This window comes from Pseudomonas sp. TE6283 (assembly GCF_054060555.1).
Window position 1 is genome coordinate 217656 of the sequence record NZ_JBSSDH010000003.1, and the last position, 23539, is coordinate 241194.

Here is a 23539-nt window from a genome sequence, read left to right on the forward strand (position 1 = left end):
AATGCGACGGCATCCGGCCAGGCAACAAAAAACCCGGCACTCAGGCCGGGTCTTTTGCATTCAAGGCGAACAATCAGGCCTTGAAGGTCTTGCCTTCGAACTGTTCGGCAACGAACTTCCAGTTGACCAGGTTCCAGAAGGCCTCGACGTACTTCGGACGCAGGTTGCGGTAGTCGATGTAGTAGGCGTGTTCCCAGACGTCGCAGGTCAGCAGCGGGGTGTCGCCGCTGGTCAGCGGGTTGCCGGCGCCGATGGTGCTGGCCAGGGCCAGGGAGCCGTCGGCCTTCTTCACCAGCCAGCCCCAGCCGGAGCCGAAGGTGCCGACGGAGACCTTGGTGAACTCTTCCTTGAACTTGTCGAAGGAACCGAAGGCGGCGTTGATGGCCTCGGCCAGAGCACCAGTTGGTTGGCCGCCGGCGTTTGGTGCCAGGCAGTTCCAGTAGAAGGTGTGGTTCCAGACTTGAGCGGCGTTGTTGAAGATACCGCCGGAGGAGCTCTTGACGATCTCTTCCAGGGTCTTGCCTTCGAATTCGGTGCCTGGGACCAGGTTGTTCAGGTTCACGACATAGGTGTTGTGGTGCTTGTCGTGGTGAAACTCCAGGGTTTCCTTGGAGATGTGCGGCTGCAGGGCATCGTGGGCATACGGCAGCGGCGGCAATTCAAAAGCCATGGTGGATCTCCTGATTCAGGTCTGTTTGCGGTTTGCGCCAGGCCTCACGGGTGGCCTGATGAGCGTCGGCGAGTTTGTACTCTTTGCGACGCGAGGGCTGGATCATAGCACCGGCCCGGGCGCTTAACCACGCAACATCTGTGGGGAATAGAGGTTCCAGAGCGGTTGGCGGGGGCCGACAGGCGGCCCCTTCCAGGCGATGTGCAATTCTTGATAGGAGCGGTTCAGTTGAAAATCAACTGCGCTGCCACCGCGAACATCATCACCGCCACCATCAAGTCGAGCATGCGCCAGGTCGCCGGGCGCGCCAGCCAAGGCGCCAGCCAGGCGGCGCCGATCGCCAGGGTCGAGAACCACACCAGCGAGGCACTCGCGGCGCCGGCCACGTAGGCGCCGGGTACGGTCTGCTGGGCGCCGAGGGAGCCGATCAGCAGCACGGTGTCCAGATACACATGGGGGTTGAGCAGGGTCACCGCCAGCGCGCTCAGCAGTACCGCGCGGCGCGAGCGCATGCCCTGGCCTTCCCGGTGCTGCAGGCTCTGTTTGGAAAACGCGCTGCGCAGTGCCTTGGCGCCGTACCAGATGAGGAATACCGCGCCGCCCCAGCGCGCCACGGCCAGCAGGGTGGGGTTGTGCGCCAGCACGGTGGCCAGGCCGAACACCCCGGCGGCGACCAGCAGCGCGTCGCAGACCACGCACAGCGCCGCCACCGGCAGGTGATGCTCACGGCGCAGGCTCTGCGCCAGGACGAAGGCGTTCTGCGCGCCGATGGCCATGATCAGGCCGAAGGCCACCAGCATGCCGTTGAGATAGCTTTGCCACATAGCGGGAACACTCCACGGGCGCCGATGCGGGATCGGCGCGGGTCACCAGGAAAGATGTGGCTATTGTGGCGGCTGTGGCACTATAAGAAAAACAAATAGAGCTGATCAGTCATTAGAGAAATCGATGTTCGACTACAAATTGCTAGCTGCCCTCGCCGCAGTGATCGAGCAAGGTGGTTTCGAGCGCGCGGCCCAGGTGCTGGGGTTGTCGCAATCGGCCATCTCGCAACGCGTCAAGCTGCTCGAAGCACGGGTTGGCCAGCCGGTGCTGGTGCGCGCCACGCCACCGAGCCCGACGGAAGTCGGGCGCCAGTTGCTCAACCATGTGCAACAGGTGCGCCTGCTCGAGCGCGACCTGCAACGCCAGGTGCCGGCACTGGACCAGGAAGGCATGCCCGAGCGCCTGCGCATCGCCCTCAACGCCGACAGCCTGGCAACCTGGTGGGCCGGTGCGTTGGGGCCGTTCTGTGCCGAGCAGCAGGTGCTGCTCGATTTGGTTGTCGAGGACCAGGACGTCGGCCTGAAACGCATGCGCGCCGGTGAAGTGGCGGCCTGCCTGTGTGGCAGCGAACGGCCGGTGGCCGGAGCGCGCAGCTTGCCGTTGGGCTCGATGCGCTATCGGGCGCTGGCCAGCCCCGCGTTCATGGCGCGTTACTTTCCCAACGGGTTCGCGGTCGAGCGCCTGGCCCGTGTCCCGGCAATCGTGTTTGGGCCGGACGATTTCCTGCAGCATCGCTACCTGGCGTCGTTGGGCGTACAGGAAGGTTTCCTGCATCACCTGTGTCCCTCTTCGGAAGGTTTCCTGCGCATGACCGAGGCCGGCCTTGGCTGGGGGCTGGTGCCGGAGCGGCAGGTGGCCGAACAGCTGGCCCGTGGCGAACTGGTGGAAATCTGCGCCGATACCCCTATCGATGTGCCGCTGTACTGGCATCATTGGCGCAACGGCGGGCAGTTGCTCGCCCAGCTGACCGAGCACCTGCGCCATTCGGCGCGGGACTGGCTAGTGCCCTTGTAGGCACTTCTAGCGTCAGCTGCATCCGAAAAAAAGCAAGGCGGAGTCTTACATGCGAATTCTGGTCACCGGCGCGAGCGGCTTCATCGGCGGGCGCTTTGCGCGCTTCGCCCTGGAGCAGGGCCTGGAGGTGCGGGTCAACGGCCGGCGGGCGGAGGGCGTGGAGCACCTGGTCAAGCGCGGGGCGCAGTTCATTCCGGGCGACCTGGGCGATGCCGAGCTGGCCCGGCGCCTGTGCCAGGGCGTCGACGCGGTGGTGCACTGCGCCGGTGCCGTGGGCACCTGGGGCCGCTACCAGGACTTCCACCAGGGCAACGTGGTGCTGACCGAGAACGTGGTCGAGGGCTGCATCAAGGAGCATGTACGGCGCCTGGTGCACCTGTCGTCGCCGTCGGTCTACTTCACCGGCCGTTCACGCCTGGATATCCGCGAGGATCAGGTACCTCGCCGCTTCCATGACCATTACGCGCTGACCAAGCACCTGGCCGAGCAGAAAGTGTTTGGCGCCCAGGAGTTCGGCCTGGAAGTGCTGGCGCTGCGCCCGCGTTTCGTCACCGGTGCTGGCGACGCGAGCATTTTCCCACGGCTGATGCGCATGCAGGCCAAGGGGCGCGTGGCGATCATCGGCAATGGCCTGAACAAGGTCGACTTCACCAGTGTGCACAACCTCAACGAGGCGTTGCTCAGCGCCCTTTTCGCCGAGGAACAGGCCCTTGGCCAGGCCTACAACATCAGCAACGGCCACCCGTTGCCGCTATGGGACGTGGTCAACTACGTGATGCGCCGCATGCAACTGCCGCAGGTCACCCGCTACCGTTCCCCAAGCCTGGCCTATGGCCTGGCGGCGCTCAACGAGGCCGCTTGCATGCTTTGGCCCGGGCGCCCGCAGCCGACCTTGAGCCGCACGGCAGTGCGGGTGATGAGCACCGATTTCACCCTCGATATCGGCCGCGCCCGGCAGTACCTGGACTACCGCCCCCAGCCCGATGTGTGGTCCGCGCTGGATGAATTCTGTGCCTGGTGGCAGGCGCAGATGGGGCAACGCTGAACCTGTGGGCGGGATGATGGTCATCAGTGCGCCGCCCAGGCGGTTTATACTCATGTCTCTTTGCTACCACCGCGGTTGAATGCACCCATGCGTAACGACGCCCACGATGATTTTGACGATGTGCCCACCCTGCGTGCCGGCACCCCCGATGACGACGAACTGCTGCCCGCCCATGTGGCCCGCAGCCGCCAGAAGGCGGCGCGCCCACGCAGCAACGGCCCGCTGTGGGCCTTGCTCGGCGCCTCGTTCATCGCCCTGGGCGGATTGGGCTGGTGGAGCTTCCAGCAGATCACGCTGATGGAGCAGCAACTGGTCGCGACCCAGGAAAGCTTTGCCCGCATCAGCGAGGAGGCGGCCGGGCGCTTGCAGGCGATCAGCGGCAAGGTCGATGCCAGCGAGTCCAGCAGCAGTACCGGCAGCGAGGCGTTGAAGCTGCAGATCCGCCAGTTGCAGGCCTCGCTGGCCGAGCAGGGCAAGCAGCAGCAGGGCGTCGCTGGGCAGGCGGGCGACCTGGGCAAGCGCCTGGAGCAAGTGCTGGCCGACACCCGCGAGCAGCAGAAGACGGTGACCGAATTGCAAGGGCAACTGCAGGCGCAGCTCAAGGCAGTCAACGCCGAGCTGGCGGCGCTCAAGTCGGGTCAGGTGGAGGGCGGCAAGCTGGATGGCCAGCTCAAGAGCCTGAGCAATGAGGTGGCGGCGCTGAAGAAACAGGGTAATCCGAGCGCGGCCATCGAAAGCCTGGCGCAGGATGTGCTGGTGCTCAAAAGCCAGGTGGACAATCGCCCGGCCGCCCCTGCAGGCGGCGCTTCGGTGCAGGAGTTCGATGCCTTCCGTGGGCAGACGACCCGCAACATCAATACCCTGCAGAGCCAGATCCAGAACTTGCAACAGCAGATCAATGCCCGGCCTTGAACCGAGCATGAATGTGGTTACCTGATACTTCGATCGGGTGCCATTGTCTCTGATCTTGTCCGTTTCCCGCGCCTGCGGCGTTTCCTTCGGCAGACCCTGAACCCGTCCGCACCTGGCATTTTTGTCAGGTGTTGGACGGGCGGGAGTTTGTTACATCTACAGCACGACGACGGCAGCCGTTTCCTCCCTGATCGTGTTTCCATCACTGGTTGGCTAGTGCCTTGGGTCGTGACGAACTCGTTGCCCCTGAATCCGTGAGGGTGCAGGGCCGCGTACCTGTAGAATCGATTAGGAAAATGGCCATGAACAAGCCTGTACCCAAACCACTCAGCGGTCAGTTGCTGCGGCCCGCGGGTAAACGCTCCAGAGTGTTGTTCCCACAGGGTGGGGTGTTGGAATTCAAGGACCTGATTGTCGAGGGGCTGGTTGAGGACGGCGTGGACAATCCTGCTGAACTCCTGCCGGTGGCGGAACATGGCCAACCGTTGCGAGTGAGGGTGCCGAACTGGGATGACGTCGAGGAAGGTATGGTCATCGCGTTGTATGTAAACGGTGACGAAGAACTCGAAGGCGTGGACGGGGCCTGGCATTTGATCACGGACATGGAAGCGGCGAAACCTGATCACGAGTTCCCTCTGGAACTCCCGAGTTCCTATTGGGGTTTCATTGGGGATGGGGAGGATCTTACCTTCCAGGTGGGTTACTCGGTTCGGCCACAGTTTTCAGTTGAATACGACAGAGGGCCCAACCGGGTCATCCGCATTGACAAACTGGCGCCGGGTGGCAGCCCGGGTACGCTCGCCAGGCTATCGTTTGCTTCGGACATCGAGGCCAGGAAGCGCATCCTGACAACGGACTTTGTAGAGGGCGTGCTCACGGTCCATGTCAGGGGCTATGTGGCGCAGAAGCCCGGTGACCAGATCATGGTAAAAATGACCGACGGCTCCACCACAGTGCCGGTCGGTCCATTTTCCGTCACCAGCAGCATTGACCTCACGCTTGTGGCGTTGCAGCTGGTGGAGCTACAAAAGCTCCAGGACAATACCCCGATCACATTCACTTACACATCTCAGGATCGGGCGGGGAATCTCTCGGTCGAGTCCGTGCCTCATAACACCCTGCAGTTGCTGTTGCAGGATATACCCGTCGTTCTGCCTACGCCTGAAGTGCCAGGCTTTGACGAGCCGGGCGACCCGCTGATTCTCGACAAAGATGCCTGTGCAGGCATCAAGCTGGTGGTTCCCCACGTCACCGGGGCTCGTATCGGCGACAAGGTCGTCGTGCTTTGGGGAACGCAACGTTCGGAGGAACACGAAGTCAAGGTATTGCCGTCGCCAGCAGACCCATTGCTGGAACTGGTTTTGCTGTACCCGCTTACCAGTGCTGGGCCGCTGATAGGAGCCGTGGCGGTCAGCTATGAACTGTGGCGCGCCGGCTTCAAGATCGGCGAAGCGACGCCCCCGGCGAGCGTCAATGTCGACCTGCGGCTGCCGGGTGGGCCCGATCCCGATCCGGAGCTGCCAGGGCATGGCAATCTGAAATTGGCCACCATTGTCGGCGATGACTCCGGACAGGCAGATAACCTGACGCCCGGGGATGTCGCCGCAGGTGCGCAAGTGACCATCCCCTGGCTCGCCGAGGACGGAGGTGAATTGTTGGAGGAGGACGATAAACTCCAACTGATCTGGGGCGCACAGCCCCCCCGCGCGCTTGCTGCCGTGAGCGCTGCCGAGGCAACTGCCAAGGTCGACATCAATCGTAAAGTTCCCCCGGCTCTGCTGGCCACCGAGCCCAGTGGCACGGTGCAGATGGCCTATACCGTGACCCGGGTGTTTGGCCGGGACGGAGAGGAAAACACCGCGCGTTCGCCTTCCAAGCCTGTTGCCGTTTTGCGCGGGCAAGATCTACCGGGAAGGGGCACTGCGCTCAAGGCGCTCGAGTTCACCGACCTCAATCGGTTTGACGCAATCGATATCGAGAAGGCGCAACGACCTTTACCGGTGAGAATCGAGCTTTATGACAACGTGACGGTGGGCGACACCATCGTGATCCATCTCGGGGCAGACGACAGTCAGCGGCCGACTCCCGGAAACCCGATCCCGGAAGCTGAAGGAGACCTCCCATTCATCAGAATCGAACAGCATCACATAGACGCGGGTGAACTCACCCATGAGATCGCACGTCAATGGGCGTTCAAAGTCTGCTCGGGCTCGGCCACCGTCGAGTACACGGCGACGAATGTCCATGGGCCGGTGAGGGCAGGTCACGAGCGTGTGGTGGTCACGGTCAAAAAGCCCAGCGAGCCGACATGCCCGCTGCCTTGAAGTGAAAGTGCCCTGGCGATTCGCCAGGGCACTGTTTCTTCACATTCCTTGGTTGCCTGTGGGCACCTTGACTGGCAGAGGATGACGCATGAGCACCTTCAATGAAGGGGTAAAGGGCACGCTTGAATTCAAGGCGCTCGTAGTCGATGCGCTGTTGGATGACGGTTACGATAAGGTCCCCGAACTGTTACCGAGCGACAAGCTGGGCGAGGATCTGCAGGTGATCGTTCCGTGGTGGCCGGGGATTGTGGCTGATGACCACATAGCGTTGGTCTGGAACGACGATATCCTTGAGGCCAAGAACGGCGCTTACCATTATGTCCAGCAGTCTGAGGCGAATGACCCCGAGCATGAGTTCGAGCTCAGCCTGCCCGCTTCCTATTGGCATTCAGTAGGGGTGGGAGAAGAATCATGGTTCAGCCTGGCCTACGCTGTTCGCCCTAACCTGAGCGAGGTCTGGGAGCATGGCCCCAGCCGATTGGTTCGCATCGACAGGCTGGCCCCTGGAGGTGGGGAGGGGGCACTGGGGAAGATGGTGTTCCCCAAGGCATTGGAGGACAGGGGTGTCATCCTTGAGTCCGATTTCGAGCTGGGCGTGCTCTGGGTCACGATCAGCGGTTACTTGCATCAGGCGCCGGGTGACACGATCACGGTCAGTATGACCGATGGCATTGAGCGAATCAGCGCCGGGCCGTTCACCGTGGACAGCGAGAGCGAGGCTACTCCCATCGCATTGCCCCAGGCCAAGTTGCAGACATTGGTTGGCGGGATTCCGATCGCTTTCACCTATCAGATACAGGACCGGGCAGGTAACGAGTCCGGCCTGTCCCTGGCTCACGACAGCCTGGTACTCCAAGTCGTACAACCCCTGCCTGCGCCGCGCGTGCTGGATGCCGACGACGCGGGCAACCTTGACTTCAACCTGCTGGGCGATGCCGACGTCCGCATCTTTCTGGACCCCGACGACCGTTGGGTAGCCGGGCAGGCGGTGACGCTGGTCTGGGTGGGCATGACCGCCAATGCCAGCCGTCTGGCGCCTGTGCTCAAGCACGGCCAATTGAAGGCTGATGGCGTCGAGTTTTCTTTGGAGAACGCCCATGCGGCGGCGGTGTTGCAGGGGGATGCTCGCCTTGTCTATCGCATTGATGAAAGTGGGCTCGGCTCCGATCCACGGGTGATTTCCATCATCGGCTCCCTCGAACTTGATGCTCCTGAGGTGGATGAGGCAGCGGACGGGGCGCTCGATCCCGAGAATGTTCCGCCGCAGGGCGCGACGATACGGATCAAGGCTTACCCCTATATGGCCAAGGGGGATCAGATCCTGCTGGAGTGGAATGGCGTGTCCGCTGATGGAGATCCTCATGAGCTTTCCTGGCACCTCGATGTTGAAAAGGTGGGTGAGCTTGAGCAAAGGGTCGGGAAGGACGAGGTCGAGGTTCTCGTTGGCGGGCGGGTCACCTTGTCCTACACGCTGACTGCAGGGGGCGGCGCCCTCTCCGGTTCCGCGAATTGCGACCTGCGGGTAGGGCGTGTCGAATTCCCGCGCCCAGAAGTGGAAAAGGCATTCGGGGATAACAAGGACCAGCTGGACTTCAACCGCGACTTCGCCGGGGTCAGCCATGTGAAGGTCACCGTGCGCCAATACGCCGGCATGGCCGGAGACCAGGTCGCGGTAGTGCTGGAGGTGCCGGACCTTGACTACCAGTCACCCTGGAAGGACGTCGTCGGGCCAGCGGATCTGGTGTTCGAGGTCCCCGCTGGCGTGGTGATGCACGGGATCGGGCATACGGTGCCGATCAGCTACAAGATCCTGCGTGGTGAACACGAGCAAACCTCGGATGTGCTGGAGCTGAACATACAGGAACAGCAGTTGGAGATGCAGGCTCCCAGATACATGTCCTTTGCCGGTCAGGAGCCGAAGTTCGTCGTGTGCTATCCCGAGGTCAAGAACGGCGATCAGGTGGACATTCACTGGCAGGTTGAAGGGGAACCGTCCAGGAGTGCAACGGCGGTGGTGCATCCGGACGCCAACTACTGGCTTGTGCCTATCGAGCGGAGCTGGGTTGCCGCAGATGAAGGAAAGACGGTTTACGCCAACTATTCCGTTGTTCCGAAGGTAGGTGAAAAACGGCAGTTTTCGCCTCTTGAGGTATTCACGCCGAAGTAACGGTTCGGCCCCTTTCAATCCCACATTCCATGCGCCATGGCGAGGCCGATGTCAGTGTTTTTCCGAGTGCTATGCAGAAAAATCCTACAGAAGATTTTTGACTTTCTGTCGAGACTGTTCGCCGTTTCAACAATACCGATGTGCTACGACGACTAGCCGTTCGGTTGATGATGTCATGTGGGAGATTGCTATGAGAAGTTCCAGCATACCCTTGAGTGTCGCGGTGGGCCTGGTAAGCGCCCTGTCAGGCGCGGGCCTGGCCGAGGCCAAGGTACTCGACAACCAGAGCGAAACGGTCACTGGCCCGGTCGCGGATACCTATGAGCTGAGAAACGGATCGACCCTGGAGATTACCGCCACCGGCAGCACCCAGGGTATAACGGTCTCCACAGGGTCGACTGTCACTGTCAATGGTGGACAGGTAGCCGCCACCGGCGCGCAAGCCGGCATCAACCTGCGCGATGGCACCCAGGCGCAGCTCAATGGCGCAACCGTGACGGGGGGGGCGACGGCAGCCTCGTTCGGTGTTGCGGCGCTTCTGGCATCCAGCATCCGGGCCCAGGGCAGCACGATTGCAGGTGGCAGTGGGGCCTCCCTTGTGCAAGGCAGCAGCCTTGTTCTGGAAGGCAGCACGCTTACCGGGCTGGAGCGTGTCGGCGCCTTTGTCGTCGGTTCCAGTCTGCAAACCACGGGCGGCAGTCTCGTCAGTGGCAAGACCTATGGTCTGGATGTCCGCCAGGAGTCGGCAGCCAACGGTGGTGGCGGCTCCCAGGTGATCCTGGATGGATCGACGGTCAGGGGCGACACCCAGAGTGCCATCATCGTCAGGGCCGGTACCGGTAGGTCCACCGGCACCGCACACATTCTGGTGGCCAATGGCAGTCAGCTTATCGGGGGCAATGGCAATATCCTCGAGGTCATCGGTGGCATGACCGCCGACTTCACCGCGGACAACAGCCAGCTGAACGGCGACGTGGTGGTGGAAGCCGGCAGTACCGCGAACCTGCTGCTGCAGAACAATGCCTCGCTGCGGGGAAACCTGGTCAATGTGCAGAGCCTGGAGCTGAACAGCGGTGGCCGCTGGATCCTGACCAAGGACGGCGAGGTTGGCGAGCTGACGCTCGACAATGGCACGGTCGATTTCACCGACCGGGACACCACGACTGGCTTCAAGACCCTGACGGTAGACAACCTCAAGGGCTCGGGCATCTTCGTGATGGACATCGATCTGGCCAGTGGGACCGGCGATCTGCTGAAGGTCACCGGGGCCGCCGAGGGCAGCCACCAGTTGAGCATCGCCAGTACCGGTGCCGATCCAGTCGAAGGGCAGGCGCCGCACCGTATCGTCGAAACCGGTGGCGGCAACGCGACCTTCGGCCTGCTGCACGATATCGATTTCGGTACCTACACCTACACCCTGGAAAAAGGCGAGGGTGAGGACAACTGGTACCTGGTGCAGAAATTCGACGACAGCGGCAGCCCGATCGTGACGCCGGGCGCCCGCGCGGTGCTGGGGCTGTTCAGCGCCGCGCCCACCGTCTGGTATGGCGAACTGTCCTCGTTGCGCAGCCGCATGGGTGAATTGCGCCTGGGGCATGGCCAGGGCATCTGGATGCGCAGCTACGGCAACCGCTACAACCTCTCGGCCGGCAACGCCGTGGCCTACCAACAGGATCAGAACGGCGTGAGCTTCGGCGCCGACGGCGCGGTGCCGGGCCACGACGGGCGCTGGTTGCTCGGGGTCATGGGCGGTTACAGCGAGTCCGACCTGGACTTCAGCCTCGGTTCATCCGGCAAGGTCAAGAGCTACTACGTCGGTGCCTACAGCACCTGGATGGCCGACAGCGGTTACTACGTCGACGCGATGCTCAAGTACAACCGCTTTCGTAACAGCAACGACGTGGTAATGAGCGATGGTCGTCGTACCAAGGGCGAATACCACAATGACGGCCTGGGCGCTTCTGTGGAGGTTGGCCGGCATTTCAAGCTGGATAATGGTTGGTATGTCGAGCCGTTCACCCAGTTGTCCACGTTGTGGGTCGGCGATGACAGCTACACGTTGGACAACGGCATGCGCGCCCAGAGCGATGGCGCCAACTCGGTGCTCGGCAAGGTTGGTGCCCAGGTAGGGCGCAGCCTGGCGCTTGACAACGGCAGTGTCCTGCAGCCCTACCTGAAAGTCGCGGCGGCTCACGAGTTCATCAAGAGCAACAAGGTGAAGGTCAACGACAACCACTTCACCAACGACCTGTCCGGCACGCGGGGCGAGTTTGCCGTGGGGTTGGCCGCACAGGTGTCCGAGGTGCTTCAGTTGCACGGCGAGTTCCAGTACAGCAACGGCAAGCACATCGAACAGCCGTATGGGGTCAACCTGGGCTTGCGCTACAACTTCTGAGCGCTTGGCAAGCCCGCTCCTGCAACAGACTACATCCGCGGATAATCGATATACCCCACTGGCCCACCGGCGTAGAACGTCTCCGGACGCGGCGCATTGAGCGGCGCATCGGCGGCCAGGCGCGCGGGCAGGTCGGGGTTGGCGATGAACGGGATGCCGAAGGCCACCGCATCGGCCTTGTCGCTGGCCAGGGCCGCGTTGGCGCTGGCTTTGTCGAAGCGTTCGTTGACGATGTAGGGGCCGCCGAACGCGGCCTTGATCAGCGGGCCGATGCTGTCGTCGGCTTCCTTCTCTCGCGAGCAGATGAAGGCGATGCCACGCTTGCCCAGCTCCCGTGCCACGTAGGTGAAGGTCTCGGCACGGTCGGCGTCGCCCATGTCGTGGGCATCGGCCCGTGGCGCCAGGTGCACGCCCACGCGGCCCGGGCCCCACACCTCGATGGCGGCGTCGGTGACTTCCAGCAGCAACCGCGCGCGGTTCTCCAGCGAGCCGCCATAGCGGTCTGTGCGCTGGTTGGTGCTGCTCTGCAGGAACTGGTCAAGCAGGTAGCCGTTGGCGCCGTGGATCTCCACGCCGTCGAAGCCGGCGGCCTTGGCGTTCTCGGCGCTGCTGCGATAGGCCTCGACGATGTCGGCGATCTCTTCGGTTTCCAGGGCTCGCGGGGTCGGATAGTCGCTCAGTGGGCGCACCAGGCTGACATGGCCCTTGGGCTGGATAGCGCTGGGGGCCACCGGCAGCTCGCCGTTCAGGTACGACGGGTGGGAGATGCGCCCGACATGCCACAGTTGCAGGAAGATCCGCCCACCGGCGCCGTGGATGGCCTTGGTCACATTGAGCCAGCCTCGCACCTGCTGGTCGTTCCAGATCCCGGGGGTGTCCGGATAGCCGACGCCCATCGGCGTGACCGAGGTCGCTTCGCTGAGGATCAGGCCGGCGCTGGCGCGCTGAACGTAGTACTCGGCCATCAGCGCGTTGGGCACGCGGCCTTCGTCGGCGCGGCAGCGGGTCAGCGGGGCCATGATGATGCGGTTGGGCAGTTCCAGGTCGCCCAGGGTGATCGGGTCGAACAACGTAGTCATGTGCAAAGCCTCGCTTGGATCAGAGCTCTTGGCTCATTTGCTCGAGGAACGCCTTGATGGTCGCCTCGTTGCGTTTGAAGAAATGCCACTGGCCGATCTTCTGGCTGCTGATCAGGCCGGCGCGCTGCAGGGTGGCCAGGTGGGCGGAGACGGTCGACTGCGACAGGCCGCAGCGTTGGTCGATCTGCCCGGCACATACACCGTGCTCGGTGCTGTGGTGCTGGTCGGGAAACTGCGCGGCCGGGTCTTTCAGCCAGTTGAGGATGTCTCGCCGGACCGGGTGGGCCAGGGCTTTTATGATTTCGTCGAGATCGAGGGGCATGGTTGGCTCGTGGCGTGTAGCGGTATATCGCGATGTGGCGAAATATAAATCGTTGCATCGCGATATACAAATATGAAAGTGTTCTGAAGCAAGCGTCATTGGCTATATCGGTTCATGACGATATGGCTGTGGGCAGTGCTAGACTGGCGCCATGAACTACCTCGCGCACCTTCACCTGGGCGGCCCCGCGCCGCAACAACTGCTTGGCAGCCTGTATGGCGATTTCGTCAAGGGCGCGCTGGAGGGGCGTTTTCCGCCGGCGCTGGAGGCTTCGATACGACTGCACCGGCATATCGACAGCTACACCGACAGCCACCCGCTGGTGCTGGCGGCGCTGGCGCGGTTCCCGCGCGAGCGTCGACGCTTCGCCGGGATCGTGCTGGATGTGTTCTTCGATCATTGCCTGGCCAGGCATTGGGGGGAGTACGCGGAGCAGCCGTTGGCGCAGTTCACCGGCGACTTCTACAAGGTGCTGCTGGCCGAGCCGCAGCTGCCGGGCCGGCTGGCGCGGATCGCGCCGTTCATGGCGGCGGATGACTGGTTGGGGGCGTATGGCGACTTCGCCACCCTGGAGCAGGTGTTTGGCGGTATTGCCCGGCGCTTGTCGCGGCCCGAGGGGATGGACGGGGTGATGGGGGAACTGGAGCGCTTGTACGAGCCGTTGCTGGCGGATTTTCGCGAGTTCTATCCGCAGTTGCAGGCATTTGCGGCAGCGCGACGAGGCCGGTCCAGCTGACGTCAGCTGTTCAAGCTGCCTTGGCCTGGCGGCGCGGCTCGACATCCTCGATGCCGAACAACGCCAGACGCACCGCCTGCTGCGCCTGAAACGCCAGCGCCGCGCGCTCCTGGCCTTCGCTGCTAATCGGCGGCAACAGGTGGATCATCACCTCGCCCCGATCCTGCGTGAACAGCCGCATCAGATGGGACACCAGGTCATCCTCGCCAATGAACGGCGCAATCGGATCGGGAAGGCCTGCGCGCAGATACTGGATCGCCACCGGCTGCAGCGGTGTGCCCTGGTCGATGGCCCCGGCCAGCAGACGGCCATGGAAGGTGCGCAGGGTGCGACCGTCGGTGGTGGTGCCTTCGGGGAAGATCAGCAGGGGGCGTTGCTCGCCCAGCTGTTCGCTGATCTGCTGGCGCAGGCGCTGGGCATCGCCACCGCCACGGCGGATGAACAGGGTCCCGGCCTTCTCGGCCAGCCAGCCGGCCACCGGCCAGTGCCGCACCTCGGCCTTGGACAGGAACGACAGCGGCGTGAGCATGCCGAGCAGCGGGATATCGGTCCACGAGACATGGTTGCAGACCCACAGCATCGGCTGTTGTGGCAGTTCACCCCTGACCTTTACCTCGAAGGGCAGGGCGGCAACCAGGCGGCCCATGAACAGGCGTGTCCAGCGCTGGCGGTGTTCGATCGAGGCCTTCAGGCCCAGGCGTTCGCCAAGGGCGATGATGCTGGCCATTGCCAGCCCCAGCGCCAGCACCAGGAACAGCCGCAGCAGGCGGGCACTGGCCCGCAGGCGCGGCATCAGACCGCCGCCTTGAAGTGGCGGGCGTAGCGCGGGCAGAGGTCGTCGCGCTTGAGCAGGATGAACACGTCGGCGACCTGGAAATCCTCGTCCCAGCAAGGCTCGCCGCAGATCTTCGCGCCCAGGCGCATGTAGGCCTTGAGCAGTGGCGGCATCTCGGCGATGACGTTGTTCGGCAGCGGCAGGCTGGGCAGTGGGTTCTTCGGCTCGGCGCGCAGATGCTCGGTGCACAGGTAGCGTTCGCGCAGGCGTTGCATGATCGCGTGGGCCTGCACGCCGCCGTCCTGCATGGGGATGCTGGCGCAACCCATCAGGTAGCTGTAGCGGCCTTCGTTGAGTACTTCGGCCAGTTCGCTCCAGAGCACGGCGATGGTGCCGCCGTTGCGGTAGGCCGGGTCGACGCAGGTACGGCCCAGCTCGAGGATCGGTCCCTGCAGCTGCAACAGCCCGTGCAGGCTGAATTCTTCTTCGCTGTAGAAGCGGCCAAGGCTGCTGGCGGCCTGGTGGTCGAGCAGGCGGGTGGTGGCGACCAGCTGGCCGGTGGCCAGGTCGCGCACGCCGATGTGGCGGCAGTGGATGTCGTAGTCGTCCATGTCCAGGCCGTGTTCGGCGCCTTTGAGCTTGGCCTTGAATTCGGCGCTGAACACTTTGAAGCGCAGGGCCTGTGCTTCCTGCAGGGCCGCGGCGCCGACCAGGCGTTCGGCTTGCAGACGGCGTTCAGTGCTGTTGTCGCCAGAGCGAGCGATCCGAGTCATTGCGAGTCTCCGTAAGCCAGCCAAAGGGTTGCGGCCGGTCGGCTTTGTTGTGCAAAGTCAGCCTAGGTACGCCCGGTGTCACCCCTGTGAATCTTTGGTGATGCTTGCGTGACACCCCCACAAGGAGCTTGCGATGGCCTGGTTGCAACGACTCAACGACCCCTTGCGCCACCCGCTGGCGGCGACCCTGGGCGAAACCTACGCGGCGGTACTCGAGCGCCTGGGCGCCGTCGCGCCGTTCGAGCTGGCGGTGCTGGGCGGGCGCGCCATGGCCACGCCGGGCCTGGCCTTCCTGCTCGGTTACCAGGCGGCGCTGCGCGTGCTCTGGCCCAGCGCGCCGGCCAGCCTGGGGGCGTTGTGCGCCACCGAGCGGCGCAGCGTGCGCCCGGCGGACATGCACACCCGTCTCGATGGCCTGCGCCTGAGTGGCAGCAAGGACTTCGTCACCGCCGGGCTGGATGCTGAATGGCTGTTGGTGGCGGCGCGCCATGAAGGGCCGGGCGAGGCGCCGCGGTTGCAACTGGCGGTGGTCTTTCCGGGGGAGCCCGGTGTCAGCCTCGAGGCCTTGCCGACCCTGCCGCTGATGCCCGAAGTCGGTCATGGCCGGCTACAGCTCAAGGAGGCGGCGTGCGAGCTACTCGCCGGTGATGGTTGGGATGCCTACGTCAAACCGTTCCGCTCCCTTGAAGACCTTTATGTGCTCGCCGCGCTGGTGGCTTGGTTGTATGGCGTGGCCCAGGAGTGTGCCTGGCCGCAGGGCCTGCGCCTGCGGCTGATCGGGCTGCTGGCCGGTTGTGCCGAGGGCAGCCGGCAATGCCCGGACAGCGTGGCCTGCCACTTGCTGCTGGGTGGCCTGTTTGCCCAGTTCCAGGGTTTGCGGGGCGAGATCGACCAGGCGTTGGCCGCCGGGCCCGGGCACTGGGCGCAATTGTGGCAGCGCGACCAGGGCCTGCTGGCGCTGGCCGGCGTGGCCCGTGACAAGCGCCTGGCCAAGGCCTGGAGTGCCGCCGGACTGTCATGAAAGCCTGAGAGGCTGGGGAGCCTTTGAACCTGGGCTGCTCCCCATGAAGTCACTATTGCTTGCCCTGGCCATGACCGCAGGCCCTGCCTGGGCCGAATACTGGCCCTCGGCGCAATGGCCGGTCGATAACGCCGTCATCGACTGGCAGGCGGTCGACACCTACGCCTTCGCGCCGCGTGATGCCGAACGCGGCGGCATTCGCACCGACGCGCTGTTGATCATCCGCGATGGTCGTATTCTGCATGAGCGCTATACCGAACCAACCCAAGCCGACACGCCGCACCTGACCTGGTCGGTGAGCAAAAGCGTGCTGGCCACGGTCATGGGCGTGGCCTACGGCGAGGGGCGTTTCAGGCTTGATGACCCGGCCGCCCGTTACTACCCGGCCCTGCAGCGACATCCCGGGCTGCGCCTGGCCGACCTGCTGCACTGGGCCAGCGGCCTGGCCTGGCAGGAGGACTACGAATACGCGCCCCTGAAGTCGTCGGTGGTGGCCATGCTCTATACCCGTGGCCGCGCTGACATGGCGGCCTACACGGCGGCAATGCCCGCGGCCAGTGCGCCCGGCATGCGGTTCGCCTATTCCAGCGGCGACAGCAACCTGCTCGCCGCCAGCCTGCGCGGCATGCTCGACCCCGCGCGCTATGCCGACTACCCCTGGCAGGCCCTGTTCACCCCGCTGGGGATCGGCAGCGCGGTCTGGGAACGGGATGGGGCGGGCACCTATGTCGGCTCTTCCTATCTTTATCTCAATGCCCGCGACCTGGCGCGCATCGGCCTGCTGATGCAGCGCGACGGACGCTGGCGCGAGGGCCGGTTGCTACCGGCCGATTGGGTGGCGTTCAACCGCACTCTGTTCAACGCCGCCCAGCCGGTGCCGGGCGAAGCCAATCCCGGCGGCCATTGGTGGCTCAACCAGCCGCTGCCCGGGCAGCCGGCGCCGTGGCCGGATGCGCCAGCGGACACCTTCGCCGCGCTCGGCCATTGGGGCCAAGCCCTCTATGTGCTGCCTTCGCACAAACTGGTGATCGTGCGCTACGCCGATGACCGCGACGCCAGCTTCAGCCACAACGAACTGCTCAAGCGGGTACTGGCCGCCGTGGCCGGGGAGGGCGCATGAAGCGGGTCGTGCTCTTGGTGGTGCTGGCCGGGTTGGCCTGGGCCTGGCATGAGCGCCAGGCGCTGGCGGACTTCCCGGGCATTCTTTCGGCCTATTCGGCCAAGGAGTACTGCTCGTGCCGCTTCGTCATGGGCTTTGCTGAGACCTACTGCCGTGGCTATGTGCAGCAGTACCTGCCCTTGAGCCTGCTGGAGGAGGACGGCGCCCGGCGCCTGGTCACCGCCGAAGGCATGGGGCGGCGCAACCAGGCCGCCTGGCAGGGCGCGCGTGAGGGCTGCCGCTTGCTGCCGTGAAACCGTGCGGGTAAGGTTGACGGCCTTGATTTACAGGATTTCACATGTTCAAGCCGTCTCGCCTGCTGCCCGCCCTCCTGTTCGCCCTGTGCCTGCCCGCTCACGCCAACTGGCACCTGGACGGCGAGTCCTCGCGCCTGTCCTTCGTCACCGGCAAGAACGGCAATATCGCCGAGGTCAACCGATTCCTGGTGCTGCACGGCAAGGTCGACCGCAAGGGCGCCGCCGAAGTAAGCATCGAAATGGACTCGATCAGCAGTGGTATTCCACTGCGCGATGAGCGCATGCGCGACAACCTGTTCGTCTTTGAACAGTTCCCCGAGGCCACGGTGCAGGCGCAGATCGACCTGCGTCCGATCAACGACCTGGCCAGTGGCGCGCAACTGGAGCTGCGCCTGCCGGTCAGTGTCACCCTGCATGGGCAGACCCGCAGCTACAACACCTTGCTGCTGGCCACGCGCCTGGATGAGCGACGATTCCAGGTGGTGACCCTCGAGCCGCTGATCCTGCGCGCCTCGGACTTCGGCCTGCTGCCGGGCCTGGAAAACCTGCGCAAGCTGGCCGGGCTCAAGTCGATCAACCCCTCGGTGCCGGTGAGCGCGGTGCTGATCTTCACCGCTCGCTGACATGCCGGGGCCGGTCTTCCCCTGGCGGGATGGCAACCAGTTCGAACTGCTGATCGACGGCCCCGAATTCTTTCCGCGCATGCTGCTGGCGATCGTGCGCGCCGAATTCCAGGTCGACCTGGAGCTGTACCTGGTCGAGGGCGGCGCCTGCGCCGAGGCGGTGGTCGAGGCCCTGGAGCAAGCGGCGCGGCGTGGCGTGCGGGTGCGCTGCCTGTTCGATGACTACGGCTCGCTGGCCTTCCCCACGGCGCTGCGCGAGCGCCTGCTGGCGGCGGGGGTCTACCTGCGCTGGTACAACCGCCTGCGCTGGCGCCGGGGCCTGCGCAACCTCTATCGCGATCATCGCAAGCTGCTGCTGGTGGATGAGCGGCTGGCGGTGGTCGGCGGTACCGGGGTCACCGATGAGTTCTGGACGCCGGGCGAGGAGGCCAGCGAATGGCATGAGGTGATGGTGCGCATACAGGGGCCGATCGTCACCGACTGGCAGCTGTTGTTCGATCGCCAGTGGCACGCCAACCAGCGCCGCACCGCCTGGCGTCCGCCCGAGGGCTTCGGTCTGCCGCGTCTGCCCCAGGTCCCGGCCCAGGGCCAGGGCATGGGTCGGGTGGCCTACGCCGACGCCCGCCAGCACAAGGACATCCTGCATGCGCTGGTCCGTGCCCTGAACAGCGGCCAACGCCGTATCTGGCTGGCCACGCCGTACTTCCTGCCGACCTTCAGCGTGCGCCGCTCACTGCGCCGGGCCGCGCAGAAGGGCATTGATGTGCGCCTGCTGCTGACCGGGCCGCGCACCGACCACCCTGCGGTGCGCTACGCCGGCCACCGCTATTACCCGCGACTGCTGCGCGCCGGGGTGCGGATCTTCGAGTACCAGCCGTGCTTCCTGCACCTGAAGATGGTGCTGGTGGATGACTGGGTCAGCGTGGGGTCATGCAACTTCGATCACTGGAACCTGCGCTTTAACCTCGAAGCCAACGTCGAGGCCCTCGACCCTCCGCTGACCGCCGCGGTGGCCGCCAGCTTCGAGCGCGATTTCGCCCAGAGCCTGGAGGTTGACCTGGCACGCTGGCACGCGCGGCCATTGTGGCGGCGGATCCAGCAACGCCTGTGGGGCTGGCTTGACCGGGTGGTGGCCAACCTGTTGGACCGGCGCAACTAGTCGTGTATATCGCCATCGGGCAAACCGGACTATCTTGCAGGATTGTTCCCAGACAAGCGAAGGAGTGGATGCGATGACGGCGAAGAAGATTCTCATGCTGGTGGGCGACTACGTCGAGGACTACGAGGTCATGGTGCCATTCCAGGCCCTGGCCATGGTCGGCCACACCGTCCATGCCGTGTGCCCGGAGAAGATTGCCGGGCAGACGGTGCGCACGGCGATCCACGATTTTGAGGGCGAGCAGACCTACAGCGAGAAGCCGGGGCACAATTTTGCCCTGAACTACGACTTCGTCCAGGTGCGCGCCGAGAGCTACGACGCGCTGCTGATTCCCGGTGGCCGCGCCCCGGAGTATCTGCGCCTGAACGACAGGGTGCTGGAGCTGGTCAAGGCCTTCGACCAGGCCGGCAAGCCCATTGCGGCCGTGTGCCATGGGGCCCAGTTGCTGGCGGCGGCAGGCGTGCTAGAAGGGCGCGAGTGCAGCGCCTATCCCGCTTGTGCGCCCGAGGTACGGCTGGCGGGTGGGCGGTTCATCGATATTGCGGTGGACCAGGCCCATGTCGACGGGAATCTGGTGACGGCGCCGGCCTGGCCTGCGCATCCGGCGTGGCTGGCGGCGTTTCTGAAAGTGCTGGGTACCCGAATCTCCTGACTGACACGGTTGAGCTTTGTAGGCGAGCGCCCAGCCCTTCGGGCTGCGTTGCCGCGCCGGGAACTGTCCCCTGTGGGAGTAGCGGTCATGGAGAAATACCTGTCGCGCAGGGGAAAGGCCGCGGGGTTGGGGGGATGCTAGGGTGGGCCTCAGTCACAGCCATCGACAGGACGACCGCCCCGCATGGAAATACGTCTGCTCCATGGCGCCGCCATCGCGCCTTACATCGATGACCTCGCGCGCCTGCGCCTGACGCTGTTTCGCGAGTTTCCCTATCTCCTGGACAGTTCCCTGAGCCACCAGGTCGATTACCTGGCCAATTACGCTGAATCCGGACGCAGCCTGGTGGTGCTGGCGCTGGACGGCAACCAGCTGGTGGGCGCCGCCACCGGCCTGCCGCTGGTGGATGTCGATCTCGAGTTGCAGCAACCGTTCCTCGCCCAGGGGCGTGATCCAGCCTCGGTCTATTACTTCGGCGAGTCGGTGCTGCTGCCGGCCTACCGTGGACAGGGACTGGGCGTGCGCTTTTTCATCGAACGCGAGTCCTATGCGCACAAGCTGGCCGAGTTCGACTGCTGCGCGTTCTGTGCGGTGGAGCGTCCTTCCGGGCATCCGCGGCGTCCGGCGGACTACAAGTCATTGCAGGGTTTCTGGCGCAACCGTGGCTTTCTGCATGAACCGTCGCTGCGTACCGCCTATCGTTGGCGAGACCTCGACGAGCAGGCGCAGTCGGCCAAGATCATGTCGTTCTGGCTCAAGGCGCTGCCTGCGTGATCTTGCCTGAGTCGCCCAAGCGAGCGCCGTAAACGAAAACGCCCGACATAAGCCGGGCGTTTCTTTGACCGCGAACGGTGCTTTACTTCACTTCCACCGCCAGGCTCTCGGCGATCTTGCTCTGCCACAGCGCGGGACCGGTGATGTGCACCGACTCGCCCTTGCTGTCCACCGCGACGGTGACCGGCATGTCCTTCACTTCGAACTCGTAGATCGCTTCCATGCCCAGCTCGGCGAAGGCCAGGACCTTCGACTTGCGGATGGCCTGGGCCACCAGGTAGGCGGCGCCGCCGACGGCCATCAGGTACACGGCCTTGTTGTCCTTGATCGCCTCGATGGCGGTCGGGCCGCGCTCGGACTTGCCGATCATGCCCAGCAGGCCGGTCTGTTCGAGGATCTGGCGGGTGAACTTGTCCATGCGGGTAGCGGTGGTCGGACCGGCCGGGCCCACCACTTCGTCACCGACCGGATCGACCGGGCCGACGTAGTAGATGAAGCGGCCCTTGAGGTCGACCGGCAGCTCTTCGCCACGGTTGAGCATCTCGACCATGCGCTTGTGCGCGGCATCGCGACCGGTGAGCATCTTGCCATTGAGCAGGATGGTCTCGCCCGGCTTCCAGCTGGCGACTTCTTCCGGGGTGATGTCGTCGAGGTTGACGCGACGGGCGCTCGGGCCGGCTTCCCAGACGATTTCCGGGTAGGCGTCCAGCGACGGCGCTTCCAGCTCGGCAGGGCCGGAACCGTCCAGCACGAAGTGGGCGTGACGGGTGGCGGCACAGTTGGGGATCATGCACACCGGCAGCGAGGCGGCGTGGGTCGGGTAGTCCATGATCTTGACGTCGAGCACGGTGGTCAGGCCGCCCAGGCCCTGGGCGCCGATGCCCAGCTGGTTGACCTTGTCGAACAGCTCGAGGCGGATTTCCTCAAGACGGTTCTGCGGGCCACGAGCCTTCAGCTCATGGATGTCGATGGATTCCATCAACACTTCCTTGGCCATGACCGCGGCTTTCTCGGCGGTGCCGCCGATGCCGATGCCGAGCATGCCAGGCGGACACCAGCCGGCGCCCATGGTGGGGACGGTCTTGAGCACCCAGTCGACGATCGAGTCGGACGGGTTGAGCATGGCCATCTTGGACTTGTTCTCCGAGCCGCCGCCCTTGGCCGCGACATCGACCTCGACCTTGTCGCCGGGGACGATGGAGTAGTGGATCACGGCCGGGGTGTTGTCCTTGGTGTTCTTGCGGGCACCGGCCGGGTCGGCCAGGATCGAGGCGCGCAGGACGTTCTCGGGCAGGTTGTAGGCGCGGCGCACACCCTCGTTGATCATGTCGTCGACGCTCAGGGTGGCGCCGTCCCAGCGTACGTCCATGCCGACGCGGATGAACACGGTGACGATACCGGTGTCCTGGCAGATCGGGCGGTGGCCGGTGGCGCACATGCGCGAGTTGATCAGGATCTGGGCGATCGAGTCACGCGCGGCTGGCGACTCTTCACGCAGGTAGGCTTCGTGCATCGCCTGGATGAAGTCGACGGGGTGGTAGTACGAGATGAATTGCAGGGCGTCGGCGACGCTCTGAATCAGGTCGTCTTGCTTGATCACGGTCATGCAGCGCGCTCCTCTTAAAGACGGGAACATTCGAAAAGGCATTCCGACAGTGCACACCGGTATGTCAGGAACGCCTGGCAAGGCACCGGCTGGTCGGGCCGGCACAAAAAGGCGCGGCAGTATACCGTGCCGCGCCTTCGGAAACACCTGCACGTGGTCTGGACCAAGGTCGGCAGGGAAAGGGCATCCTTTTTGCTGACGGCATGCGATGCTGTGGCACTGGGGCGCAAAGCGGCTCCCAGGACAATCTTGAATCAGACGAGAAACCTGACCATGCCCGAACTTTGCGTGGGCGAGCACCTGTGGACCGTGCCTAGCGGCAGCAACCTGCTGGATGCCCTCAACGGGGCAGGCCTGAACGTGCCCTACAGCTGCCGCGCAGGCAGCTGCCACGCCTGCCTGGTGCGCTGTCTGGACGGTATCCCCATTGACGCCAAACCCGAGGCTCTGGCGGCGGACAAGCGCGAGCAGGGCTGGCGCCTGGCCTGCCAGTGCTCGGTCGCCGGCGACTTGCGGGTGGCGTTGTTCGACCCCCGAAACGATGGCCTGCCGGCCACGGTGATCGGACTGGACTGGTTCGCCGATGTCCTGCGCCTGAGGCTGCAACCGGAGCGGCCATTGCGCTACCAGGCCGGGCAGCACCTGGTGTTGTGGCGCGGCGGCGTTGCACGGCCTTACTCGCTGGCGAGCGTGCCAGGCGAGGACGACTTCCTCGAGTTTCACCTGGACTGCCGCCGTCCCGGCGCGTTCTGCGACCAGGCAAGGCAACTTCGGCTGGGGGATGTGCTGAGGCTCGGCGAACTGCGAGGCGGTGCGTTGCACTACGACCCGGACTGGCAGGCGCGGCCGCTTTGGCTGCTGGCGGCGGGCACCGGGCTGGCGCCGTTGTGGGGCATCCTGCGCGAGGCGTTGCGACAGGGGCATCAGGGGGAAGTTCGGGTGCTGCACGTGGCACACACCGCTGAGGGGCACTATCTGGCGCAGTCGTTACAGGCGCTGGACGGAGTGACGGTCGAATGGGTGTTGGCGGCGCAGCTGGATGAAGCGCTGGCTGGATTGAAGCTGATGTCGCGTCAGACCATGGCGCTGGTGTGCGGGTCGCCTGGGAGCGTGGAGCGCTTTGCCCGACGGCTGTTCATTGCCGGGGTGCCACGTAGTCAGATATTTGCGGACGTATTTACCGAGCATGTTTGAGGGCTGAAAAGCATCGCGGGGCAAGCCCGCTCCCACAAGTGCCGAGGGGATCGGCGT

At 64.5% G+C, this 23539-nt stretch carries 22 protein-coding genes; 15 read left to right on the forward strand and 7 right to left on the reverse strand.

Going from position 1 to position 23539, the window contains the following annotated elements; all coding sequences use genetic code 11:
• Positions 1 to 73 precede the first annotated feature (73 nt).
• Positions 74 to 670 carry a superoxide dismutase gene (locus ACVWZ5_RS06480; protein ID WP_062572927.1) on the reverse strand — a complete coding sequence of 199 codons (597 nt, stop codon included), beginning with the start codon at positions 668 to 670 and terminating at the stop codon, positions 74 to 76.
• A 224-nt stretch (positions 671 to 894) separates the two neighbouring features.
• Positions 895 to 1494 carry a LysE/ArgO family amino acid transporter gene (locus ACVWZ5_RS06485; RefSeq protein ID WP_062572928.1) on the reverse strand — a complete coding sequence of 200 codons (600 nt, stop codon included), beginning with the start codon at positions 1492 to 1494 and terminating at the stop codon, positions 895 to 897.
• A 124-nt stretch (positions 1495 to 1618) separates the two neighbouring features.
• Between ACVWZ5_RS06485 and ACVWZ5_RS06490 the strand changes: the two genes are divergently transcribed.
• From ACVWZ5_RS06490 to ACVWZ5_RS06515, 6 genes are all read left to right on the forward strand, one after another.
• Positions 1619 to 2509, forward strand: a complete 891-nt coding sequence (locus tag ACVWZ5_RS06490) for a LysR family transcriptional regulator ArgP (RefSeq protein ID WP_301140215.1) — start codon at positions 1619 to 1621, stop codon at positions 2507 to 2509.
• Between the two features lie 49 nt (positions 2510 to 2558).
• On the forward strand, positions 2559 to 3554 hold the full coding sequence (locus ACVWZ5_RS06495) for an NAD-dependent epimerase/dehydratase family protein (protein WP_084941927.1): 996 nt from the start codon (positions 2559 to 2561) through the stop codon (positions 3552 to 3554).
• 87 nt (positions 3555 to 3641) lie between these two features.
• A complete protein-coding gene (locus ACVWZ5_RS06500) occupies positions 3642 to 4466 on the forward strand; it encodes an ATPase (RefSeq protein WP_084941926.1) in 825 nt (274 codons plus the stop codon).
• A 302-nt stretch (positions 4467 to 4768) separates the two neighbouring features.
• Positions 4769 to 6790 (forward strand): hypothetical protein, encoded by a 2022-nt coding sequence (locus ACVWZ5_RS06505; RefSeq protein ID WP_336196440.1) that lies wholly within the window; start codon positions 4769 to 4771, stop codon positions 6788 to 6790.
• 88 nt (positions 6791 to 6878) lie between these two features.
• Positions 6879 to 8957 carry an AsmA family protein gene (locus ACVWZ5_RS06510; RefSeq protein WP_084941924.1) on the forward strand — a complete coding sequence of 693 codons (2079 nt, stop codon included), beginning with the start codon at positions 6879 to 6881 and terminating at the stop codon, positions 8955 to 8957.
• A gap of 190 nt (positions 8958 to 9147) precedes the next feature.
• Positions 9148 to 11352 (forward strand): autotransporter outer membrane beta-barrel domain-containing protein, encoded by a 2205-nt coding sequence (locus ACVWZ5_RS06515; protein ID WP_280071289.1) that lies wholly within the window; start codon positions 9148 to 9150, stop codon positions 11350 to 11352.
• Positions 11353 to 11381: 29 nt separating this feature from the next.
• Here the strand turns inward: ACVWZ5_RS06515 and ACVWZ5_RS06520 are convergent, their stop codons facing one another.
• Complete coding sequence (locus ACVWZ5_RS06520; RefSeq protein WP_457340478.1) at positions 11382 to 12431, reverse strand: alkene reductase; 1050 nt, start codon at positions 12429 to 12431, stop codon at positions 11382 to 11384.
• Positions 12432 to 12450: 19 nt separating this feature from the next.
• Complete coding sequence (locus ACVWZ5_RS06525; RefSeq protein WP_084941921.1) at positions 12451 to 12753, reverse strand: ArsR/SmtB family transcription factor; 303 nt, start codon at positions 12751 to 12753, stop codon at positions 12451 to 12453.
• A gap of 151 nt (positions 12754 to 12904) precedes the next feature.
• Between ACVWZ5_RS06525 and ACVWZ5_RS06530 the strand changes: the two genes are divergently transcribed.
• A complete protein-coding gene (locus tag ACVWZ5_RS06530) occupies positions 12905 to 13489 on the forward strand; it encodes an acyl carrier protein phosphodiesterase (protein ID WP_084941920.1) in 585 nt (194 codons plus the stop codon).
• 10 nt (positions 13490 to 13499) lie between these two features.
• On the opposite strand, the gene ACVWZ5_RS06535 is transcribed toward ACVWZ5_RS06530, so the two are convergent.
• Together ACVWZ5_RS06535 and olsB are read right to left on the reverse strand one after the other, a co-directional pair.
• The gene (locus ACVWZ5_RS06535) at positions 13500 to 14282 is read right to left on the reverse strand and encodes a lysophospholipid acyltransferase family protein (protein WP_186599319.1); all 783 of its coding nucleotides are present in this window, start codon (positions 14280 to 14282) and stop codon (positions 13500 to 13502) included.
• Positions 14282 to 15037: an L-ornithine N(alpha)-acyltransferase gene (olsB, locus tag ACVWZ5_RS06540; RefSeq protein WP_028689712.1), complete on the reverse strand. Its 756-nt coding sequence runs from the start codon at positions 15035 to 15037 to the stop codon at positions 14282 to 14284. The genes ACVWZ5_RS06535 and olsB overlap by 1 nt, the downstream gene beginning before the upstream one ends.
• Positions 15038 to 15170: 133 nt before the next feature.
• Between olsB and ACVWZ5_RS06545 the strand changes: the two genes are divergently transcribed.
• The 7 genes from ACVWZ5_RS06545 to ACVWZ5_RS06575 all read left to right on the forward strand — a co-directional run bounded on the left by ACVWZ5_RS06545 (position 15171) and on the right by ACVWZ5_RS06575 (position 20682).
• Positions 15171 to 16058 carry an acyl-CoA dehydrogenase middle domain-containing protein gene (locus ACVWZ5_RS06545; protein ID WP_062572939.1) on the forward strand — a complete coding sequence of 296 codons (888 nt, stop codon included), beginning with the start codon at positions 15171 to 15173 and terminating at the stop codon, positions 16056 to 16058.
• A gap of 43 nt (positions 16059 to 16101) precedes the next feature.
• A complete protein-coding gene (locus ACVWZ5_RS06550; protein WP_062572940.1) occupies positions 16102 to 17178 on the forward strand; it encodes a serine hydrolase domain-containing protein in 1077 nt (358 codons plus the stop codon).
• The gene (locus ACVWZ5_RS06555) at positions 17175 to 17471 is read left to right on the forward strand and encodes a hypothetical protein (RefSeq protein ID WP_062572941.1); all 297 of its coding nucleotides are present in this window, start codon (positions 17175 to 17177) and stop codon (positions 17469 to 17471) included. The genes ACVWZ5_RS06550 and ACVWZ5_RS06555 overlap by 4 nt, the downstream gene beginning before the upstream one ends.
• Before the next feature lie 44 nt (positions 17472 to 17515).
• Positions 17516 to 18097 carry a YceI family protein gene (locus ACVWZ5_RS06560; RefSeq protein ID WP_062572942.1) on the forward strand — a complete coding sequence of 194 codons (582 nt, stop codon included), beginning with the start codon at positions 17516 to 17518 and terminating at the stop codon, positions 18095 to 18097.
• A 1-nt stretch (position 18098) separates the two neighbouring features.
• A complete protein-coding gene (locus ACVWZ5_RS06565; RefSeq protein WP_062572943.1) occupies positions 18099 to 19256 on the forward strand; it encodes a phospholipase D-like domain-containing protein in 1158 nt (385 codons plus the stop codon).
• Between the two features lie 73 nt (positions 19257 to 19329).
• Positions 19330 to 19908 carry a DJ-1/PfpI family protein gene (locus ACVWZ5_RS06570; RefSeq protein ID WP_062572944.1) on the forward strand — a complete coding sequence of 193 codons (579 nt, stop codon included), beginning with the start codon at positions 19330 to 19332 and terminating at the stop codon, positions 19906 to 19908.
• Between the two features lie 183 nt (positions 19909 to 20091).
• Positions 20092 to 20682 carry a hypothetical protein gene (locus tag ACVWZ5_RS06575; protein ID WP_062572945.1) on the forward strand — a complete coding sequence of 197 codons (591 nt, stop codon included), beginning with the start codon at positions 20092 to 20094 and terminating at the stop codon, positions 20680 to 20682.
• 82 nt (positions 20683 to 20764) lie between these two features.
• Here ACVWZ5_RS06575 and ACVWZ5_RS06580 read toward each other — a convergent pair whose 3' ends face one another.
• Positions 20765 to 22288 carry a fumarate hydratase gene (locus ACVWZ5_RS06580; RefSeq protein ID WP_011532463.1) on the reverse strand — a complete coding sequence of 508 codons (1524 nt, stop codon included), beginning with the start codon at positions 22286 to 22288 and terminating at the stop codon, positions 20765 to 20767.
• A 273-nt stretch (positions 22289 to 22561) separates the two neighbouring features.
• On the opposite strand from ACVWZ5_RS06580, the gene ACVWZ5_RS06585 reads away from it, so the two are divergent.
• Positions 22562 to 23482 carry an iron-sulfur-binding ferredoxin reductase gene (locus ACVWZ5_RS06585; protein ID WP_457340479.1) on the forward strand — a complete coding sequence of 307 codons (921 nt, stop codon included), beginning with the start codon at positions 22562 to 22564 and terminating at the stop codon, positions 23480 to 23482.
• Positions 23483 to 23539 lie beyond the last annotated feature (57 nt).

What these genes read in the sequence shown, in the direction of transcription:
- ACVWZ5_RS06515 (WP_280071289.1), top strand. Translation starts at nt 9,148, where the DNA reads ATGAGAAGTTCCAGCATACCCTTGAGTGTCGCGGTGGGCCTGGTAAGC.
- ACVWZ5_RS06565 (WP_062572943.1), top strand. Translation starts at nt 18,099, where the DNA reads ATGCCGGGGCCGGTCTTCCCCTGGCGGGATGGCAACCAGTTCGAACTG.
- ACVWZ5_RS06585 (WP_457340479.1), top strand. Translation starts at nt 22,562, where the DNA reads ATGCCCGAACTTTGCGTGGGCGAGCACCTGTGGACCGTGCCTAGCGGC.
- ACVWZ5_RS06570 (WP_062572944.1), top strand. Translation starts at nt 19,330, where the DNA reads ATGACGGCGAAGAAGATTCTCATGCTGGTGGGCGACTACGTCGAGGAC.
- ACVWZ5_RS06490 (WP_301140215.1), top strand. Translation starts at nt 1,619, where the DNA reads ATGTTCGACTACAAATTGCTAGCTGCCCTCGCCGCAGTGATCGAGCAA.
- ACVWZ5_RS06580 (WP_011532463.1), bottom strand. Translation starts at nt 22,288, where the DNA reads ATGACCGTGATCAAGCAAGACGACCTGATTCAGAGCGTCGCCGACGCC.
- ACVWZ5_RS06525 (WP_084941921.1), bottom strand. Translation starts at nt 12,753, where the DNA reads ATGCCCCTCGATCTCGACGAAATCATAAAAGCCCTGGCCCACCCGGTC.
- ACVWZ5_RS06510 (WP_084941924.1), top strand. Translation starts at nt 6,879, where the DNA reads ATGAGCACCTTCAATGAAGGGGTAAAGGGCACGCTTGAATTCAAGGCG.
- ACVWZ5_RS06505 (WP_336196440.1), top strand. Translation starts at nt 4,769, where the DNA reads ATGAACAAGCCTGTACCCAAACCACTCAGCGGTCAGTTGCTGCGGCCC.
- olsB (WP_028689712.1), bottom strand. Translation starts at nt 15,037, where the DNA reads ATGACTCGGATCGCTCGCTCTGGCGACAACAGCACTGAACGCCGTCTG.
- ACVWZ5_RS06520 (WP_457340478.1), bottom strand. Translation starts at nt 12,431, where the DNA reads ATGACTACGTTGTTCGACCCGATCACCCTGGGCGACCTGGAACTGCCC.
- ACVWZ5_RS06545 (WP_062572939.1), top strand. Translation starts at nt 15,171, where the DNA reads ATGGCCTGGTTGCAACGACTCAACGACCCCTTGCGCCACCCGCTGGCG.
- ACVWZ5_RS06500 (WP_084941926.1), top strand. Translation starts at nt 3,642, where the DNA reads ATGCGTAACGACGCCCACGATGATTTTGACGATGTGCCCACCCTGCGT.
- ACVWZ5_RS06485 (WP_062572928.1), bottom strand. Translation starts at nt 1,494, where the DNA reads ATGTGGCAAAGCTATCTCAACGGCATGCTGGTGGCCTTCGGCCTGATC.
- ACVWZ5_RS06555 (WP_062572941.1), top strand. Translation starts at nt 17,175, where the DNA reads ATGAAGCGGGTCGTGCTCTTGGTGGTGCTGGCCGGGTTGGCCTGGGCC.
- ACVWZ5_RS06575 (WP_062572945.1), top strand. Translation starts at nt 20,092, where the DNA reads ATGGAAATACGTCTGCTCCATGGCGCCGCCATCGCGCCTTACATCGAT.
- ACVWZ5_RS06550 (WP_062572940.1), top strand. Translation starts at nt 16,102, where the DNA reads ATGAAGTCACTATTGCTTGCCCTGGCCATGACCGCAGGCCCTGCCTGG.
- ACVWZ5_RS06495 (WP_084941927.1), top strand. Translation starts at nt 2,559, where the DNA reads ATGCGAATTCTGGTCACCGGCGCGAGCGGCTTCATCGGCGGGCGCTTT.
- ACVWZ5_RS06560 (WP_062572942.1), top strand. Translation starts at nt 17,516, where the DNA reads ATGTTCAAGCCGTCTCGCCTGCTGCCCGCCCTCCTGTTCGCCCTGTGC.
- ACVWZ5_RS06480 (WP_062572927.1), bottom strand. Translation starts at nt 670, where the DNA reads ATGGCTTTTGAATTGCCGCCGCTGCCGTATGCCCACGATGCCCTGCAG.
- ACVWZ5_RS06530 (WP_084941920.1), top strand. Translation starts at nt 12,905, where the DNA reads ATGAACTACCTCGCGCACCTTCACCTGGGCGGCCCCGCGCCGCAACAA.
- ACVWZ5_RS06535 (WP_186599319.1), bottom strand. Translation starts at nt 14,282, where the DNA reads ATGCCGCGCCTGCGGGCCAGTGCCCGCCTGCTGCGGCTGTTCCTGGTG.